The organism is Geodermatophilus sp. SYSU D00079 (assembly GCF_054050635.1).
Window position 1 is genome coordinate 44,605 of sequence record NZ_JBJGZS010000019.1, and the last position, 18,658, is coordinate 63,262.

Consider the following 18,658-nt stretch of genomic DNA (forward strand, 5'->3'; position numbering starts at 1 on the left):
CGCCCTCTACGTTGCGGGCATGGACTTCGCCCTCTCCGCCCGAGCCGAGGACGTCTGCGGCCGGATGTGGGACTTCATGCGGGAGCACGTCTTCCCCGCCGAGCCCGTCTACGCCCAGTGGCGCGCCGCGCGCGGCCACGACGACCACGCCCACCCGCCGGTGCTGGAGGAGCTCAAGGCCGAGGCGCGGCGGCGTGGTCTGTGGAACCTGTTCTCACCCGAGCTCGGCGGGCTCTCCAACCTCGAGTACGCCTCCGTCGCCGAGGTCATGGGCTGGAGCCCCACGCTGGCCCCCGAGGCCACCAACTGCGGCGCCCCCGACACCGGCAACATGGAGACGCTGATGCTGTTCGGGACGCCCGAGCAGAAGCAGCGCTGGCTCGACCCGCTGCTGGCCGGGGAGATCCGGTCGGGTTTCGCGATGACCGAGCCGGACGTCGCCTCGTCCGACGCCCGCAACATCCAGACCTCGATCGTCCGGGACGGCGACGACTACGTCGTCAACGGCCACAAGTGGTGGACCAGCGGCGCCGCCGACGAGCGCTGCCAGGTGTTCATCGTGATGGGCAAGACCGACCCCGACGGCGCGCCGCACCGCCAGCAGTCGATGATCCTGGTCCCCCGCGACACCCCGGGGCTGGAGATCGTCCGGCACCTGCCGGTGTTCGGGTACCAGGACCAGCACGGGCACTCCGAGCTGGTGCTCACCGACGTCCGCGTGCCGGTGTCGAACATGCTGGCCGGCGAGGGCGACGGCTTCATGATCGCCCAGGCCCGGCTGGGCCCCGGCCGGATCCACCACTGCATGCGGGCGCTCGGGATGGCCGAGCGGGCCCTGGCCCTGATGGTCGAGCGGTCCCGCTCCCGCGTGGCCTTCGGCCGCCCCCTCGCCGAGCAGGGCACGGTACGGGAGCTGATCGCCCTGTCGCGGCTGGAGATCGACCAGGCGCGGCTGCTGGTGCTCAAGACCGCCGACCTCATCGACCGGTTCGGGGCGAAGGGCGCCCGCACCGAGATCGCCGGCATCAAGGTCGTCGCCCCACGGGTGGCCTGCGAGGTCATCGACCGCGCGATCCAGGTGCACGGCGGCGCCGGCGTCAGCGACGACACCGTGCTGGCCCGCTTCTACGCCGCGGCCCGCACGCTGCGCATCGCCGACGGGCCGGACGCCGTCCACCTGCGCTCGGTGGCCCGTGAGGAGCTGGCCCGGGAACGCCCGTACGTGGGCTGACGCGGAGCTCGCCGGAGTGCGGCCCCGCACCCGGCGACCCCGGTTCAGGGGCTGAGGGTCGAGCCGAAGCCGCCGCCGGCGAGCTTCGCCATCAGCTGGGTGCGGTCCAGGCCCACGGCGTCGAGCGCGTCGCCGTCGCGGTCGGTGTCGATCTCGTCGGGCAGCTGGGCCGCCACCTTCTCCGCCGTGTCGTTGTCGCCCTCGGTGCGCAGCACCCGCAGCAGCTCCTGCTTGTCCAGCTTCACGTCTGACCTCCGCTCGGTCGTCCGACGGTCGGGCGTCCAGCGTGCTGCCCGCTCCGCTGACCTGCAACGTCACGCCGGGCACGGGTGCCCACGGGCGGCAGGCCCGGTGGTCAGCGCCGCTGGGAGCGCCGGTACAGGAAGGCGGCCACCGCGGCGAGGACGGCGCCGAGCACCAGCTGGGCGACGCCGACCACGGCCTGGTCGCTGGCGAACCAGCTCACCGACGACACCAGCAGGACGGCGGCGATGCCGGCCGCGAGCAGCGCGACCAGCCGTTCCCGGCGGTCCCCGCCTGACCCCTGCACCATCGCCTGCGCCTCCCGCCGTCGCACCAGCCTGACGCCGGGAGCTTTCCAGACGCCCTTGTCAGGCAAGTAGACACTTGCGTATGGTCCGGGCCGTGGGCGACGTGTTCCGGGCACTCGCGGACCCGACCCGGCGGGTGATCCTCGACGAGCTGCAGGAGCGGGACGACCAGACCCTGTTCGAGCTGTGCGCCCGGCTGGTCAACCGGCACGGGCTCACCTCGAGCCGGCAGGCCATCTCCCAGCACCTCGACGTCCTCGAGGACGCCGGCCTGGTCACCACCCGCCGCGAGGGCCGCTACAAGTTCCACTCCCTGGACACCGCGCCCCTGAGAGCCATCACCGACCGGTGGCGGATCGAGCCTCGAGGAGAGTGACGATGCGGATCAACCTGGCCAGCGTCTGGGTCGACGACCAGGCGAAGGCACTGAGCTTCTACACCGACGTGCTGGGCTTCGTGAAGAAGACCGACGTCCCGACCGGGGCGCACCGGTGGCTCACCGTCGTCTCGCCCGAGGCCCCCGACGGGGTGGAGCTCCTCCTCGAGCCCGACGAGCACCCGGCCGCACGGCCGCTCAAGGAGGCGCTGGTCGCCGACGGCATCCCGTTCACCTCCTTCGCGGTGGACGACGTGCACGAGGAGTACGAACGGCTGCGCGGGCTGGGGGTCCGCTTCACGCAGGAGCCGACCGACATGGGGCCGGTCACCACCGCCGTCTTCGACGACACCTGCGGCAACCTCATCCAGATCGCCGCCATGTGACGGGCGGCCGGCCGGGGCGACCCCGCTCCGGCCGGCCGGTCGCCTAGCCCGCCTTGTTCGGCGGCTCGCCGGCCGCGAGGGCCTCGGCGGCCTGGGCCGGGTCGTAGGCGCAGGCGTCCCCGACCTCGGTCACGGCCTGGACGTCGCCGCCAGGAGCCCCCGGGGGCGGCGGAGTGGCGGTGGTGTCGGGCGCGGGCGCGTCGCTCGGGGCGGGCGTGCCGTCGGGGGCGTCGTCCGCCGGCGCCGGCGGTGCCAGGGCGTCGGAGACGATCCCGCGCATCAGGTCGTAGTCGGGGTAGGCCGGGTCGATGACGCTGGTGTCGAAGACGACGCTGCGCACCTCGGTGTCCTTGACCAGCCACGCGAGGTCCACGAAGTCGTCGAGGGCTGACCGCGGGATGTCGGTGCTCACGATGTCCTGCGTGGTGGCGGCGAGGTCCTGGTAGCGCTGCAGCAGCGTGACCGGGTCGGCGGCGTCGATGATCGCCGAGATCGTGCAGCGCTGCCGGGCCATCCGGTCGTAGTCGGTGAGGCCGAAGCGTCCGCGGGAGAACTGCAGCGCCCGCTCGCCGTCCATGTGCTGGGCGGGGCCGGGCTCGATGTAGTCGTCGGGCAGCTCGCCGGTGCCCGGGTCGCCGTTGATCGGCACGTAGTAGTTGACGTTGACGGTGATGCCGCCCAGCGCGTCGACCAGCCGGCTGAACCCGTCGAGGTTGACCAGCACGAAGTAGTCGATGTCCAGCCCGAGCGCCTCGCCGACGCCCAGCTTCAGGAAGTCCGCGCCCGGGTCGTCGGTGCGGCCCAGCACGTCGGGGAACGCGGCCGGCCCGTTGCGGTAGACGGCGTTGAGCAGGCCCTCGCTCTCGTTGCTGCCCTCGAAGCCGTCGGGATAGGCCTCGGCCAGCGGGCTGTCGGCGGGGAACGGCAGGTCCTGCAGGTTGCGGGGCAGGCTGAACAGCGTCGTCTCACCGGTGTCGGTGGCGATGCTGGCCACGATGACGGTGTCGGTGCGCACGCCCTCGCGCCCCTCCCCGCCGTCCCCGCCGAGGAGCAGCACGTTGACCCGCTCCTTGTCGCCGAACGGGTCGGGGGTGTCCACCACGGTCGCCGAGTCGCGGTCGGCGAACACGTCGTCGAGCAGCCCGCGCTGCGCCGCGGCCACCTGCACGGCCGTGTAGGCGGGGTAGGCGATGCCGGCGACCAGGGCGAGCACCACCCCGGCGCCCAGCAGGTGCCGCCACCCCGAGGTGGGCCGCGGGAGCAGCATCCGGTAGCCGGCGACGACGACCAGGACCCACAGCAGGGCCACGGCGACGACGCCGCCGAGCACCCAGCCCAGCCAGTGCGAGTCGACCGCGATCTGCAGGGCGGTGCGCCGGCCGGCCGTGGCCAGCCAGACCCCGCCACTGACGAGCGCGAGGAACAGCACCAGGGTCACCGCGCCGAGCACCCGGCGACCGGCCGCGAGGAACGCCGTCCCGGGCACGAGGGCACCGAGCACCGTCCAGCCCAGCGCGGACCGGAAGCGGCGCCCTGACCGCCGGCGCGCACGACCCCGGGGATCCGGCGGTGGCGGGAGCGGCCGCGACGGGCCGATGGGACGGGTCTCGTCCCACTCGCTCATGTGCACGCCCCCGTGCGGCAGAACCCGGTCACGCCGCCATGCTCCCACTCCTTCCCGACCCGCACCGCTCCCCGATCCGCCCCGACCTGCCCGGACACCCGATCGGGGGCACGGGACGGGTGTCCCGGGGCTCCGGCGGGGGCACCCACGGGGGCAGGTCGGCGCCTGGTTACGGCGGCGTAGGTTCAGGAGCGCAGGTCGAGTCGTCCGGAGGTCCCCATGTCCCAGACGTCCCCGCACGCGGCGGTGTTGCACGAGCTCGAGCCGGTGGTCGCGCAGAACCTCGACCGGCACGTCGCCGTCGCCAAGGAGTGGCACCCGCACGACTACATCCCGTGGTCGCAGGGCCGCGACTTCGCCTTCCTCGGCGGCGAGGACTGGTCGCCCGAGCAGTCCCGGCTCGACGAGTCGGCCAAGGCGGCGATGTTCGTGAACCTGCTCACCGAGGACAACCTGCCCAGCTACCACCGGGAGATCGCCACCCGGTTCGGCCGGGACGGCGCCTGGGGGCAGTGGGTGGGCCGGTGGACGGCCGAGGAGAACCGGCACGGGGTCGCGCTGCGCGACTACCTCGTGGTCACCCGCGGCGTGGACCCGGTCGCGCTGGAGCGGGCGCGGATGGACTACATGACCCTCGGCTACGACTCCGGCGACAAGACGCCGCTGGAGGCGGTGGCGTACGTGTCGTTCCAGGAGCTGGCCACCCGCGTCTCGCACCGCAACACCGGCCGGGCCACCGGCGACCCGATCGCCGACAGGCTGCTGGCCCGCATCGCCACCGACGAGAACCTGCACATGGTCTTCTACCGGAACCTCATGGCCGCGGCGTTCGACATCGACCCCGACCTCGCCATGCAGGCGGTGACCAAGGAGGTCGTGGGCTTCGAGATGCCCGGCGCCACGATGGCCGGCTTCCGGAAGAACTCCATGCTCATCGCCAAGGCCGGCATCTACGACCTGCGCCTGCACCACGACGAGGTGGTCAGCCCGGTGCTGCGCGCCTGGAAGGTGTTCGACCGCACCGACCTCGGACCGGCCGGCGAGAAGGCCCGCGAGGAGCTGGCCGCGTTCCTGGGCGGGCTGGACGCCCAGGCGACCCGCTTCGTGGAGAGCCGGGAGCGGATGCGCGCCCGCGAGGCCGCCCGCGACGGCTGAGCGGAGTGCCACGGCGCGGGAACCACACCCGTGTCACTCCGTATGGTCGGTCTCCGTGCGAGTGGCCACCTGGAACGTGAACTCCATCCGCAGCCGCGCCGACCGGGTCGTCGCCTGGTTGCAGCGCTCCGACGTCGACGTCCTGGCGCTGCAGGAGACCAAGTGCCGCGACGACCAGTTCCCCGAGTCCCGCTTCACCGACCTCGGCTACCAGGTCGCGCACGTGGGCCACTCGCAGTGGAACGGCGTGGCGGTCCTGTCGCGGGTCGGGCTGGACGACGTCGAGATCGGCTTCCCCGGCCAGCCGGGCTGGGGTGAGGACCCGGCTGTCGAGGCGCGCGCCCTCGGTGCCACCTGCGGCGGGGTGCGGGTGTGGAGCCTGTACGTGCCCAACGGCCGCACGCTGACCGACCCGCACTACGAGTACAAGCTGCGCTGGCTGGAGGCGCTGCGGGCCACCGCGTCGGGCTGGCTGGCCGCCGACCCGGCCGCCCAGGTCGCCCTGGTCGGCGACTGGAACATCGCCCCGCAGGACGACGACGTGTGGGACGTGCGGGTCTTCGCGCACTCCACGCACGTCTCCGAGCCCGAGCGGGCCGCGTTCCGGGCGATCGTGGACGCCGGGTACACCGACGTCGTCCGCCCGCACGCCCCCGGCCCTGGGGTCTACACGTACTGGGACTACACCCAGCTGCGCTTCCCCCGCCGCGAGGGCATGCGGATCGACTTCGTCCTCGGCTCGCCGGCGCTGGCCGCCCGCACCACGGGCGCGCGCATCGACCGGGAGGAGCGCAAGGGCAAGGGCGCCAGCGACCACGCGCCGGTCGTCGTCGAGCTCGCCTGACCACCCCCGCGGGCCTGCGCGCGGTGGGGGCAGGAGGTCCTTACGCTGGCTCCCCGTGCTCGTGCTGCTGCCCCCGTCGGAGACCAAGGCCCCCGGCGGGGCCGGCGCCCCGCTCGACCTCGACGCGCTGTCCGCACCGGAGCTCACGCCGGTCCGCACCGGGCTGGCGAAGACGCTGGCCGACCTCGCCGCCGACGTCCCCGCGTCGCGGGCCGCGCTCGGGCTGTCCCCGAAGCAGGACGACGAGATCGGCCGCAACGCCGCGCTGTTCACCAGCCCGACGACGCCGGCGCTGGAGCGGTACACCGGGGTGCTCTACGACGCGCTCGACGTCCGCTCCCTCACCCGCGCGCAGCGGGCGCGGGCCGACCGGCGGCTGGCGGTGGGCTCGGCGCTGTTCGGGCTGGTCCGGGGCACCGACGCCATCCCGGCCTACCGGCTCTCCACAGGGTCCGCCCTGCCGGGGCAGCCGACCCTGCGGGCGCTGTGGAGGCCGGTCCTCGGCCCGGTGCTGGCCGCCGTGGACGAGCTGGTCGTCGACCTGCGCAGCGGGTCCTACGCCGCCCTGGCCCCGGTGCCGGGCGCGGTCACCGTGGACGTGCTGAGCGAGCGGCCGGACGGCACCCGGTCGGTGGTCAGCCACTTCAACAAGGCACACAAGGGCCGCGTCGCGCGGTTGCTGGCCAGCACGACGGCCGAGCCGGGGGACGTCGTCCGGCTGCGGGCGCTGCTGCGCCGCGCGGGGTTGCACGTGGAACACGACGGCGGCACCGCGCTCACGCTCGTCGTCCCGGCGGAGCACGTTCGGCGCTGAGCCGTCACGGAACGTGATGCGGGAAGTGACGTCGGTCAGGTTTCCTTGCCCGATGCCGTTCCGGGTGGCATAACTGCGGGAGCGCCTTAGCTCGAACCCCCGTGGCTGTGCGCACCTCCCGACCGGAGGGTCGGATGAGAAGGGTTGCGGTGGAGGAGATCCCGCGGCGCGATGGCGCTGCGCGTGCGCTCGACGCTGCCCAGGCCGCGGACGAGCTCCGCAGCGACCCCGCGCGCGTCCGGGCGGCGCGCCGGCTGCGCGTCTCAGGGAGCGGCAACGCCGCCCTCGACCGGATCGTCGAGCTGGCCACGCGCCTGCTGGGCGTCGCGTCCGCCCAGATCTCCATCCTGGACGAGGCCCACACGATCGCCGGGGTCGCCGGGGTCCCCCCGGGTGGCCGCGGCCAGACCTCCCCGCTGGACCAGTCGCCGTGTGCCCTCGCGGCCGCGCTGGGCACCCCCCTGGCGGTCCCGGACGCGCGGGCGGACTCCCGGCTCGGTGCGCTGGAGCCGGTCACCTCCGGCGTGGTGGGCGCCTACCTCGGCGTGCCGCTCACCGACGGCGCCGGTCTCGTCGTCGGCGTCCTCTGCGTCTTCGACGCCGAGCCGCACCCGTGGTCCGAGGCGGACGTGACGACCCTGCACCACCTCGCCGACCTCGTGATGACCGAGCTCGAGTACGCGGCCCTCGTCGGCGAGCAGGAGCGCCAGCGGCTGCGCTGGGCGCTGGCCATGGACGCCGGCAGGGTCGCCACCTTCGACTGGGACCTGCGCACCGGCGAGCTCGTCTGGGACGAGCCGCTGATGACCACCTTCGGCTACACCGCCGAGGAGTTCGACGGCACGATCGACGCGTTCAACCGCCGCCTGCACCCGGACGACCTGCCGCGGGTCACCGAGGCCCTGCGCGCCTCGATCGAGACCGTCGGCGAGTACGAGGCCGAGTACCGGGTGGTCCGCCCGGACGGCGTGACCCGGTGGGTGCTCGCCCGCGGCCGGACGGTCGCCGACGACACCGGGCGCGCGGCGCGGGTCCTGGGCGCCGCGTACGACACCACCGACGACCGCAGCGACCAGGCGCGGGTGACCCGCGTGCTGGAGGCGATGCCGGCCGGCTTCTACTCCCTGGACCACGAGTGGCGGTTCACCCACGTGAACGCCGAGGCCGAGCGGCTGCTGGGGCGGTCGCGCGAGGAGTTGCTGGGCCAGGTGCTGTGGGAGGCCTTCCCGGCGGCCCTGGCCAGCGTCTTCGAGGAGAGCTACCGGAACGCCGTCCGGACGGGACAGCCGGTCAACTTCGACGCGTACTACCCGCCGCCGCTGGACGGCTGGTACGAGCTGCGCGCGTGGCCCACCCCCGAGGGCCTGTCGGTCTACTTCCTGGAGGTCACCGAGCGGCGGCGGGTCCGCGAGCGGGCCGAGCGGTCCGCCCAGCAGCTCGCGCTGCTCGCGCAGGTCAGCGCCGAGCTGGCCAGCACCCTGGACGTCGAGGCCGCCACCGCCCGCCTCCCCCGGCTGGTGGTCCCGGCGCTGAGCGACTTCTGCGTGCTCACCGTCATCGACCCCGACGGCCGGCCCCGCGACGTGGGCAGCTGGCACGTGACCCCGGCCAGCCGCGCGGTCCTCGAGCGGTACGCCGAGGTGCGCATGGACGTCATGCCGGTCACCGCCCCGGTCGCCCGCGCCCTGCACACCGGGGAGGCGGTCACCTTCGCCGGGGAGGACGTCCTCGACGTGCTGCCCCCCGGCCGGGCCAAGGACCTGCTCGCCGTCCTCGCGCCGGCCACCGAGGTCGCGCTGCCGCTGCGGGCCCGTGGCCGGACGGTCGGCCTGCTCACGCTCTTCTACGCCCAGGGGCACAGCCCCACCCCCGAGGACGTCGCCGTCGCCCAGGACGTCGCCGACCGCGCCGGGCTGGCCCTGGACAACGCCCAGCTCTACGCGCAGCAGGAGCAGCTGGCGGAGGGCCTGCAGCGCAGCCTGCTCACCGAGCCCCCCGAGCCCGACCACGCGGAGATCGCCGTCCGCTACCAGCCCGCCGTCGAGGCGGCCCGGGTCGGGGGCGACTGGTACGACGCGTTCCTCCAGCCGTGCGGCGCCACGATGCTGGTCATCGGCGACGTCGTCGGCCACGACACCGAGGCCGCCGCGGCGATGGGCCAGCTGCGCGGGCTGCTGCGGGGCATCGCGACCTACAGCGACGCCCCGCCGGCGGAGGTGCTGCGCGGCCTGGACGCCTCGATGGCGGTGCTGCAGACCCGGGTGCTGGCGACCGCGGCCGTGGCCCGCTTCGAGCAGACCCCCGACGAGCGCGAGCGCGGCGTCACCCGCATGCGCTGGGCCAACGCCGGCCACCTGCCGCCGCTGGTGATCAACCCCGACGGCAGCGTCGCCGAGCTGGCCTCCTGGCGCGGCGACCTGCTGCTCGGCGTCGACGCGGAGGCCCTGCGCCAGGAGTCGGTGGTGACCCTCGACCGGGGGGCGACCGTGCTGCTGTACACCGACGGCCTGGTCGAGCGGCGCGACGCCGACCTCGACGCCGGCATGGTGCGGCTGCGCGAGGCGCTCATCGAGCTGGCCGGCCTGCCGCTGCAGGAGATGCTCGACGCGGTGGTGCAGCGGCTGGTGGGCGGCCGCCCCGAGGACGACGTCGCGCTGGTCGCCGTCCGGCTGCACCCGCAGGACCGGCCGCGGCCGCCCGAGGCCGGCCCCAACGTCGTCCCGGACGTCGTCCCGCCGGAACCCGCGTCCTAACCTCGTCCGGTGACCGCCACCACTGACGAGCTGTGCCTGCGCCCCGCGACGGAGCTGGCCGCACTGATCCGCTCCCGGCAGCTGTCGGCCCGTGAGCTGACCGACGCCTGCCTCGACCGCATCGAGCGGCTCGACGACCGGGTCAACGCGATCGTCACCCTCGACGCCGAGGGGGCCCGCGCGGCCGCGGATGCCGCCGACGCCGCCCTGGCCGCGGGGGACGAGGTCGGCCCGCTGCACGGGCTCCCGGTGGCGCACAAGGACACCCACGCCACGGGCGGCATGCGGACGACGTGGGGCTCGCCGCTGCACGCCGACACCGTGCCCGCCGAGGACGAACTCGTCGTCGCCCGGCTGCGGGCGGCCGGCGCGATCCGCGTGGGCAAGACCAACACCCCGGAGTTCGCGGCCGGCTCGCACACCTTCAACACGCTCTTCGGCGTCACCCACAACCCCTACCGGCACGGGCTGTCGGCCGGCGGGTCCAGCGGCGGTGCGGCCGCCGCGCTGGCCGCCGGCTTCGTGCCCCTCGCCGAGGGCAGCGACATGGGCGGGTCCCTGCGCAACCCGGCGGCGTTCTGCAACGTCGTCGGCCTGCGCCCCACGCCGGGGCGGGTGCCCACCTGGCCGGCGCCGATCGGGTGGTCGCAGCTGTCGGTCCAGGGCCCGATGGGGCGCACCGTCGCCGACGTCGCGCTGACCCTCTCCGCGGTGGCCGGGCCGGACCGCCGGGTGCCGATCGCGCTCGGCGACCCCGGCGCCCCGTTCGCCGCGCCGCTCCCCGAGCGGCTGGACGGGCTGCGGGTGGCGTGGGCGCCTGACCTCGGCGGGCGGGTGCGGGTCGACCCGGCGGTCACCGCGGTGCTCTCCGACGTGGTCCGGGTCTTCGAGGACCTCGGCGCGACGGTGGACCTCGACTGCCCCGACCTCACCGGCGCCGACGACGTCTTCGGCACGCTGCGGGCCTGGCTGTTCGACGCCTCCTTCACCGACCTGGCCCGGCAGCACCCGGACCAGGTCAAGGAGTCGATCCGCTGGAACGCCGAGATGGGCGCCAAGCTGTCGGGCGCCGACGTCGCCCGGGCGGAGATGGCGCACACCGCCCTCTACGAGCGGACCGTCGCGTTCTTCGACCGGTACGACGTGCTGCTGGCCCCGACGACGCAGGTGCTGCCGTTCCCGGTGGAGCAGGAGTACCCGACGGAGATCGGCGGGGTCGCCCTCGACAACTACCTGGAGTGGATGCGCGCCTGCACGCTCATCACGCCCACCGGGTGCCCGGCGCTGTCGGTGCCGGCCGGCTTCACCGCGGACGGGCTGCCGGTCGGGCTGCAGGTCGTCGCCGAACCGCGGGCCGACCGGCGGGTCCTCGAGGTCGGTCACGCCTTCGAGCAGGCCACCCTGTTCGGGCAGCGCCGTCCGCCCCTCTGAGGGCGACCCCGAGGCGCGTGCCGACGACGCGGCGCCGATGAGTCCGGCGCCGACCGGCGGTCGGAAGGGCATGACACCCGACCCGACCCACGACCAGCACCTCGCCGAGGTGGCCGAGCGCTATCGGCGGCGCGCGGACGCCTTCGAGGCCACGGCGGCCGGCGTGCCCGACGACGCCTGGTCGCGCCCGTCACCGTGCACCGAGTGGGACGCCCGGGGCGTCGTCCGCCACGTCGTCGACATGCACCACGTGGCGCTGCGGCCCCACGACCGCACGCCGGCGGCCGCGCCCTCCGTGGACGAGGACCCCGTGGCCGCCTTCCGGGCCGCCCGGGCGGAGGTCGAGGCGGTCCTGGCCGATCCGGCGCTCGCCGCCCGGGAGACCCACAGCCCGGCCGGCACGATGCCCGGCGCCGACCTGGTCGACCGGGTCCCCAGCGCCGACCTCGTCCTGCACCGCTGGGACCTCGCGCGCGCCACCGGACAGGACGACACCATCGACGCCGCCGAGCTGGAGGCGATGTGGCCGGGGCTGCAGGAGATCCCGGACGTCATGCGGCAGCCGGGCGCCTTCGGCCCCGGCGTCGTCGTGTTCGGGCCGGTGGTCGAGGTGCCGGACGACGCGCCGCTGCAGGACCGCGCCCTGGGCCTGGTCGGCCGCGACCCCGCGTGGGCGCCGGACCGCTAGGTACCTCTGACGCTGTCCAGCGCACCGGCGGGAGCGCCACAGGCCTCCCTCAGGTGCGGCGGCGCAGGCCGCGGAGGGTCCGGACGGCGACCAGCAGCTCGGCCAGCTCCTGCCGGTCCCCCGCGGCGATGTCGACCAGCTGGGCCGCGGCGCGCTGCTGGGTGCCGTCCCAGCCGCCCACCCACCGGGCCAGGAGCTCGTCGGCGGACTCGGTGTCGCTGCGCCGTCCGGCCAGCACCTCGGCGGTGAGGGCGGCCTGCTCGCCGGTCAGGTCGTCGCGCAGGGAGGCCCGTGCCATGGAGGGCCAGCGCCGGTCCCGGGGGAGCGCGATGACCAGCTCGCGCAGCGGCACCAGGGCCAGCCGCTCGGCCAGGCACTGCTGCACCTGCCCGGCCAGGGCGATCGGGGCCCCGGTGCGCTCGGCGACGACGGCGAGGTCCAGGGCGGCCGGCAGCAGCGGCGCGGCGGCGACCTCGGCGGCCAGGTCCCCGGGCACGCCCACCTCCTGCAGCCGGGCGGCCCGCTCGGCGTAGGCGGCGGCCTCGGCACCGAGCAGCCACGACGGCAGGCCGGCCCGCACCGCGGCCACCGGGGTGGCGAACCGGTCGGTCACCTGGCCGATCGGGGCGCCGTCCTCCGCGGCGAGCTCGGCCAGGCCCAGCAGCCAGCGGGTCGCCCGCTCGGCCAGCCGGGTGGCCTCGGTGCGCAGCTCCACCTGGGTGCCGGCCGGGACCCGGTTGTCCAGCGGCCGGACGGCGTCCCACAGCCGGTCCACCTCGAACACCGCGCGCGCCACGGCGTGCGCCCGCACGACGGCGGCCAGCGGCACCCCGGTCTCCTCGACCAGCCGGAACAGGCCGGTGACACCGGCGACGTTCACCGCCCGGTTGGTGAGGGCGGTGGCGACGATCTCCCGCCGCAGCGGGTGGCCGCTCACCGCGGCCGGGAAGCGGCGGCGCAGCTCGGCCGGGAAGTACCCGACCAGCAGGTGCTCCAGCGCCGCGTCGTCGGGCAGGCCCGAGTCCAGGACGGCGTCCCCGGTCTGCAGCTTGGCGTAGGCCAGCAGCACCGACAGCTCCGGGCCGGTGAGGGCGTGCCCGTCGCGGCGCCGCTCGGTGAGCGCGCGGTCGTCGGGCAGGGCCTCCACGCTGCGCACCAGCCGTCCGGAGCGCTCCAGGGCCCGCAGGTAGCGCTGGTGGGCGTCGAGCAGGCTGCGGGCGGAGGTGGTCTCGGCGGCGAGCGTCGCGTTCTGCGCGTGGTTGTCGGTGAGGACGGCGGCGGCGACCTCGTCGGTCATCGCGCCCAGCAGCTCGGCCCGGCCGTCGGCGTCCAGCTCGCCGGCCTCCACCACCCGGTCCAGCGCGATCTTGATGTTGACCTCGTGGTCGGAGGTGTCGACGCCGGCGGAGTTGTCGATCGCGTCGGTGTTGATCTTCCCGCCGGCCAGGGCGTACTCCACCCGGCCGCGCTGGGTGAGGCCCAGGTTGCCGCCCTCGCCGACCACCCGCACGCGCAGGTCGCGGCCGTCGACCCGGACGGCGTCGTTGGCCTTGTCCCCCACGTCCAGGGCGCTCTCCGTGGAGGCCTTGACGTAGGTGCCGATGCCGCCGTTGAACAGCAGGTCCACGGGGGCGGTCAGCACCGCCCGGATCAGCTCCACCGGCGACAGCGACGTCACCCCGCCCGGGAGCCGCAGTGCCGCGCGCACCGGGTCGCTGACCGGGACCGACTTGGCCGTCCGCGGCCACACCCCGCCGCCGGGGCTGATCAGCGACGGGTCGTAGTCGGCCCAGGAGGAGCGCGGCAGCTCGAACAGCCGGCGCCGCTCGGCGAACGACGTCGCGGCGTCCGGGGTGGGGTCGACGAAGACGTGCCGGTGGTCGAAGGCGGCCACCAGCCGGATGTGCTCGGACAGGAGCATCCCGTTGCCGAACACGTCGCCGGACATGTCGCCGATGCCCACGACGGTGAAGTCCTGGCTCTGGACGTCGAGGTCGAGCTCGCGGAAGTGGCGGGTCACCGACTCCCAGGCGCCGCGGGCGGTGATGCCCATCGCCTTGTGGTCGTAGCCGACCGAGCCGCCGGAGGCGAAGGCGTCGCCCAGCCAGAACCCGCGCTCGAGCGCGACGGCGTTGGCGAGGTCGGAGAAGGTGGCGGTGCCCTTGTCGGCGGCGACCACCAGGTAGGTGTCGTCGCCGTCGTGGCGCACCACCCGCTCCGGCGGGACGACCCGGCCCTCCACCAGGTCGTCGGTCAGGGCCAGCAGCGCGCCGATGAACGACCGGTAGCAGGCCTGCCCCTCGGCGAGCCAGGCGTCGCGGCCGGCGCTCTCCGGCGGCGGCCGGCGGACGACGAACCCGCCCTTGGCGCCGGTGGGCACGATGACGGTGTTCTTGACCATCTGCGCCTTGACCAGGCCGAGCACCTCGGTGCGCAGGTCCTCGTGGCGGTCGGACCAGCGCAGGCCGCCGCGCGCGACCGCGCCGAAGCGCAGGTGCACGCCCATCACCCGCGGTGAGCTGACCCAGACCTCGCGGGCCGGCCGCGGTTCGGGCAGGTCCGGGACGGTCGCGGGGTGCAGCTTGAGCGCCAGCGGTCCGCCCGCGTAGTACGTCGTCCGGACGGTGGCGGTCACGGCGGCCAGCATCGCGCTGAGCACGCGGTCGGCGTCCAGGGACTCGACCTCGCCGATCGCCTCGCCCAGCGATCGGACCAGCTCCTCCTGGCGGCTGGCGCGCCCCGTGTCGCGCCCGGGCGAGAAGCGCGCCTCGAACAGCGCGACCAGCCGGGCGACGACGTCCGGGTGGGCGGCCAGGGTGGTCTCCACGTACCGCTGGCCGAAGGGCAGCCCCGCCTGGCGCAGCCACTGCACGTAGGCCCGGACGACGGTGACCTGGCGCCAGTTCAGGCCGGCCAGCAGCACCAGCGCGCCCAGGCCGTCGTCCTCGGCGTCGCCGCGCCACACCGCCGACAGGGCCTCGGTGAACCGCTCCGGCAGCGAGCCGGGGAACGGCAGCTCCCCCGCCGGGGCGGTGAGCCCGAACTCGTAGATCCACGCCAGCGGCGCGCCGATCCGGTCGATCTCGTAGGGGCGCTCGTCGACGACGTCCACGCCCATGTGCTGCAGCATCGGCAGGACGTCGGACAGCAGCAGCCGCTCCCCCACCCGGTACACGGCCAGCCGCGGCTCGGACCCCGACCCGGCCGCCGGGCGGCGCAGGACCAGGCCGATCTCGCCCTCGGCCAGGGCGTCGAGCCGCTCGAGGTCCTCGACGGCGACCGCGGCGGGGAAGTCCTCCTGGTAGGCGGCGGGGAAGGCGTCGGCGACCCGGGCCAGCCGCCGCTCGGCGTCCGCGCCGTAGCGGGCACCGAGGGCGTCGGCGAGGTCGTCGGTCCAGCTGCGGGCGACGGCGGCCAGCGCGGCCTGCAGGGCCGCGACGTCGACGTCCTGCAGCGCGGGGCGGCCGGCGCGGGTGACCGGCGGCCGCACGACGAAGTGCAGCCGGGCCAGCACCGACTCGGTGACCCACGCGGTGTACTCGATGCTGGTGCCGCCGAGGCGCTCGAGCAGCAGCTGCTGGATCGCCAGCCGCACCTCGGTGGTGTACCGGTCACGGGGCAGGTAGACGATCGCCGACCAGAACCGGTCGGCCGGGTCGCGGCGCAGGAACAGCCTGGTCTGCCGGCGCTCCTGCAGCTGCAGCACGGCCAGCGCGGCGGGCAGCAGCTGGTCGGCGCCGACCTGGAACAGCTCGTCGCGGGGGTAGGTCTCCAGGATGTCGAGCAGCTGCTTGCCGGTGTGGCTGTCGGCCGGCACGCCGGAGCCCTCGATCACGTCGGCCACCCGCCGGCGGACCAGCGGCACGTCGCGGACGTCGTGCGCGGCCGCCGTGGAGGGGAACAGCCCCACCAGGCGGTGCTGCCGGGCCGGGCCGCCGCCGTCGGCCGGGACGGTGACCGTGACGACGTCGAGCCAGGCGCGGCGGTGCACGGTCGAGCGGGCGTCGGCCTTGGTGACGGCCAGCAGCGCGCCACCGGGCAGGACCTCGGGGCTGGTGGCCATGTCGGTGTCGCTGCGCAGCACCCCGAGGCCGCTGCCGGGGACCGCGCGCACCGCCGCCCGGCCCCGGGCACCGGTCAGCTCGACGTCGCGTGCCCCGAGGAGCACGAAGTTGCCGTCGGTCAGCCAGCGCAGCAGGGCGGCGGCCTCGGCGGGGTCGTCGGCCGGGTCGCCGTGGGGCGCGGGCGGCAGGTCGGCCAGCCGCCCGGCCAGCTCCAGCGCGCGGGCCCGCATGCGGGCGGCGTCCTCGTCGACGGCCCGGACGTCGGCGAGGACCGTCCGCAGCCCGGTGACGAGGTCACCGGCGGCCTCCTCGTCCAGCGGGCCGTCGAGGACCACCGCCATCCAGGACTCGGCCAGGGCGTCGGGCCCGCACCCCTCCGGGCGGGCGCTGTCGCAGAAGGCGAGGACCCGTCCGGCCACGTCCCGGCGGACGACCAGCACCGGGTGGACGACGTGCTCGAGCCGGAAGCCCTGGCGGACCACCTCGGCGGTGACCGAGTCGACGAGGAAGGGCATGTCGTCGGTGACGACGAGGACGACGGAGCGCGCCGCGGGGCCGTCCCGGCCCGGCAGCCGCTGGACGGAGACGGTGGCCGACCCCTGCGGGCGCACCTCGGCCAGCCGGAGGTGGCCCAGCGCCAGCGCGGCGAGGTCGGCGGGGTCGTGGTCCAGCACCTCGGCGGCCGGCTCGCTCCAGTAGTAGCGCCGCAGCAGCGCCGGGACGTCGGCCGCGCCGCAGCCCGCGGGCAGGCCGGACCCCGTGTCGACGGCCTCGCGGGCGGCCCGTTCCAGCAGCCGTCGCTTCTCGTCGCGGGCCGCCTCCAGGGCGGCGAGGTCGGTGGCGACGGCCGGGGGTGGCAAGCCGTCAGAGGGGCCCGTCCCCGGGGTCGCCGGGGCGGTGCCGGTGGTGCTGGCCATGCCGACTGACGCTAGCCCGCCGAGTGCGCGCCGTCACAGCGACGCGGGCTCGCGGCGGGTCCCCGCCGGGAGCCGGCCCTCAGCGCTTCGCGGTCAGCTGGTCGGCGACCCAGCCGCCGACGGCCAGCAGCAGGCCGCCCAGGATCGCCGTGCCGATCCCGTCGACCTGCAGCCGGTCGGTGAGCGCGGCGGTGATGCCCAGCAGCGCGGCGTTCACCACGAGCAGGAACAACCCCAGGGTGAGCAGCACGAACGGCAGCGACAGCAGCCGCAGGACCGGCCCCACCACGGCGTTGACGACCGCGAAGACGAGCGCGATCCACAGCCAGGTGCCGGGCTCGCCGAGCGGCCCGTCGGGGTTGGGGACCACCTGGACGCCGTCGAGGAGGTGGGCGACGCCGTAGAAGACGCCGGCCATGAGGACGACCTTGACCAGGAACCTCAGCACGCGCCCACGCTAACCGCCGAAGATCACGATCCGGGTCGTGTCGGGTGGTCTACGACTGTCTAGTCCTGATGCTAGAGAGTGTCAGAGTGCGGTCGATACGCCGGACGTCACCGCTCACGACAACGGCAGCGCCCCGCCGATGAGGTGGACCTGGCCCTGGAGGCCGACCGGCTGCACGCGGTCGTGGACGGGCTGACCCCGCACACGCTCGTCCGTCCGTCGGCGCTGCCCCCGGCCCGGGTGCGCCAGGTGATCGCCGCACACCTCGACGAGCTGTGCGACCGGCGGTAGGACGGACGCGTCCCGGTCGCCGGCCGGCCCGCCTCCCACGGGAGGCATCGTCGGGGCCTCTGCGGGGCACACCACGGACGGCATCCCGGGCGGAGAGGTGGCAGCGATGGACCACGTGGTCGTGGTCGGGGCCTCCGCCGGCGGGCTGACCCCGCTGCAGGAGCTCGTCGCCGGGCTGCCCGCGGACCTCCCGGCCGCCGTCCTGGTGGTCGTGCACGTGCCGCCGACGGCCGACAGCCACCTCCCCCGGCTGCTGTCCCGCTGCGGCCCGCTGCCGGCCACCCATCCCGAGGACGGGCAGCGGCTGCGGCCCGGGACCATCCTGGTCGCCCCGCCCGACCACCACCTGCTCGTCCGTGGCTCGTACGTGCGGCTCAGCCGGGGGCCGCGGGAGAACCGGCAGCGACCGGCCGTGGACACGCTCTTCCGGAGTGCCGCCCGGTCCTGCGGCCCCGGCGTGGTCGCCGTCGTCCTGTCCGGCGCCCTGGACGACGGCGCGGCAGGAGCCGCGGCCGTGGCGGCCCAGGACGGCGTGGTGCTGGTGCAGGACCCGGCCGAGGCGCGTGTGTCGGCCATGCCCCGGGCGACGCTGGCCGGCGTCCGCCACGCGCGGGTCCTCCCCAGCTCGCGGTTGGCTCCGACCGTCACCGAGCTGGTCCGGGGGCCGGCGTCCCCTGGCACCCCGACCCCCACAGCAGAGAGGAAGCCGGCCATGGGTGGCCCCACTGCGGACACCGACCTGGGCACCCCCGCCGCGATCGGCTGCCCGGAGTGCCAGGGCGGGATGTTCGAGACGGCGCCGGGCTCCCCGGCGAGCTACACCTGCCACGTCGGCCACTCGTGGTCGGCGCAGACGCTGCTCGCCGCCCAGCGGGAGGCGGTCGAGGGTGCCATCTACAACGCCGCCTCCAAGCTGCTGGAGATCGCCGCGGTGCACCGGCGGCTGGCCGGACTCGGGGACGGCGAGACCGGCACCACCCCCGAGGAGCACCTGGCCGCCGCCGAGCGGGCCGAGGAGCGGGCCGCGCGGGTGCGGGCCCTGGCCTCGGAGGACCCGGGGCGCGACGACACGCCGTAGCAGCCTC

At 75.4% G+C, this 18,658-nt stretch carries 16 protein-coding genes; 11 read left to right on the top strand and 5 right to left on the bottom strand.

What is annotated here, in order from left to right; genetic code table 11:
* Positions 1–19: 19 nt before the first annotated feature.
* Complete coding sequence (locus ACI79E_RS15550; protein WP_456933464.1) at positions 20–1,231, top strand: acyl-CoA dehydrogenase family protein; 1,212 nt, start codon at positions 20–22, stop codon at positions 1,229–1,231.
* A 44-nt stretch (positions 1,232–1,275) separates the two neighbouring features.
* Here ACI79E_RS15550 and ACI79E_RS15555 read toward each other — a convergent pair whose 3' ends face one another.
* Both ACI79E_RS15555 and ACI79E_RS15560 read right to left on the bottom strand, forming a co-directional pair.
* Complete coding sequence (locus ACI79E_RS15555; RefSeq protein ID WP_456933465.1) at positions 1,276–1,476, bottom strand: hypothetical protein; 201 nt, start codon at positions 1,474–1,476, stop codon at positions 1,276–1,278.
* 110 nt (positions 1,477–1,586) lie between these two features.
* A complete protein-coding gene (locus tag ACI79E_RS15560; RefSeq protein ID WP_456933466.1) occupies positions 1,587–1,784 on the bottom strand; it encodes a hypothetical protein in 198 nt (65 codons plus the stop codon).
* 92 nt (positions 1,785–1,876) lie between these two features.
* Between ACI79E_RS15560 and ACI79E_RS15565 the strand changes: the two genes are divergently transcribed.
* Positions 1,877–2,158, top strand: coding sequence for an ArsR/SmtB family transcription factor (locus ACI79E_RS15565; RefSeq protein ID WP_456933467.1), 282 nt, complete (start codon positions 1,877–1,879; stop codon positions 2,156–2,158).
* A gap of 2 nt (positions 2,159–2,160) precedes the next feature.
* Complete coding sequence (locus tag ACI79E_RS15570; protein WP_456933468.1) at positions 2,161–2,544, top strand: VOC family protein; 384 nt, start codon at positions 2,161–2,163, stop codon at positions 2,542–2,544.
* A gap of 43 nt (positions 2,545–2,587) precedes the next feature.
* Here ACI79E_RS15570 and ACI79E_RS15575 read toward each other — a convergent pair whose 3' ends face one another.
* Positions 2,588–4,045 (bottom strand): LCP family protein, encoded by a 1,458-nt coding sequence (locus ACI79E_RS15575; protein ID WP_456933469.1) that lies wholly within the window; start codon positions 4,043–4,045, stop codon positions 2,588–2,590.
* Positions 4,046–4,387: 342 nt separating this feature from the next.
* On the opposite strand from ACI79E_RS15575, the gene ACI79E_RS15580 reads away from it, so the two are divergent.
* From ACI79E_RS15580 to ACI79E_RS15605, 6 genes are all read left to right on the top strand, one after another.
* Positions 4,388–5,323 carry an acyl-ACP desaturase gene (locus ACI79E_RS15580; RefSeq protein ID WP_456933470.1) on the top strand — a complete coding sequence of 312 codons (936 nt, stop codon included), beginning with the start codon at positions 4,388–4,390 and terminating at the stop codon, positions 5,321–5,323.
* Positions 5,324–5,378: 55 nt separating this feature from the next.
* Positions 5,379–6,167: an exodeoxyribonuclease III gene (locus ACI79E_RS15585; protein ID WP_456933471.1), complete on the top strand. Its 789-nt coding sequence runs from the start codon at positions 5,379–5,381 to the stop codon at positions 6,165–6,167.
* Positions 6,168–6,222: 55 nt separating this feature from the next.
* Positions 6,223–6,981, top strand: coding sequence for a peroxide stress protein YaaA (gene yaaA / locus ACI79E_RS15590; RefSeq protein ID WP_456933472.1), 759 nt, complete (start codon positions 6,223–6,225; stop codon positions 6,979–6,981).
* 134 nt (positions 6,982–7,115) lie between these two features.
* A complete protein-coding gene (locus tag ACI79E_RS15595; RefSeq protein WP_456933473.1) occupies positions 7,116–9,734 on the top strand; it encodes a SpoIIE family protein phosphatase in 2,619 nt (872 codons plus the stop codon).
* A gap of 9 nt (positions 9,735–9,743) precedes the next feature.
* Complete coding sequence (locus ACI79E_RS15600) at positions 9,744–11,165, top strand: amidase (RefSeq protein WP_456933474.1); 1,422 nt, start codon at positions 9,744–9,746, stop codon at positions 11,163–11,165.
* A gap of 70 nt (positions 11,166–11,235) precedes the next feature.
* Positions 11,236–11,853: a TIGR03086 family metal-binding protein gene (locus ACI79E_RS15605; protein ID WP_456933475.1), complete on the top strand. Its 618-nt coding sequence runs from the start codon at positions 11,236–11,238 to the stop codon at positions 11,851–11,853.
* A gap of 49 nt (positions 11,854–11,902) precedes the next feature.
* Here ACI79E_RS15605 and ACI79E_RS15610 read toward each other — a convergent pair whose 3' ends face one another.
* Together ACI79E_RS15610 and ACI79E_RS15615 are read right to left on the bottom strand one after the other, a co-directional pair.
* Positions 11,903–16,834 (bottom strand): NAD-glutamate dehydrogenase, encoded by a 4,932-nt coding sequence (locus tag ACI79E_RS15610; RefSeq protein ID WP_456933476.1) that lies wholly within the window; start codon positions 16,832–16,834, stop codon positions 11,903–11,905.
* A 79-nt stretch (positions 16,835–16,913) separates the two neighbouring features.
* The gene (locus tag ACI79E_RS15615) at positions 16,914–17,282 is read right to left on the bottom strand and encodes a phage holin family protein (protein ID WP_456933477.1); all 369 of its coding nucleotides are present in this window, start codon (positions 17,280–17,282) and stop codon (positions 16,914–16,916) included.
* 144 nt (positions 17,283–17,426) lie between these two features.
* Between ACI79E_RS15615 and ACI79E_RS15620 the strand changes: the two genes are divergently transcribed.
* Both ACI79E_RS15620 and ACI79E_RS15625 read left to right on the top strand, forming a co-directional pair.
* Positions 17,427–17,573 carry a TetR family transcriptional regulator C-terminal domain-containing protein gene (locus ACI79E_RS15620; RefSeq protein ID WP_456933478.1) on the top strand — a complete coding sequence of 49 codons (147 nt, stop codon included), beginning with the start codon at positions 17,427–17,429 and terminating at the stop codon, positions 17,571–17,573.
* 106 nt (positions 17,574–17,679) lie between these two features.
* A complete protein-coding gene (locus ACI79E_RS15625) occupies positions 17,680–18,651 on the top strand; it encodes a chemotaxis protein CheB (RefSeq protein ID WP_456933479.1) in 972 nt (323 codons plus the stop codon).
* The last annotated feature ends 7 nt before the right edge of the window (positions 18,652–18,658 follow it).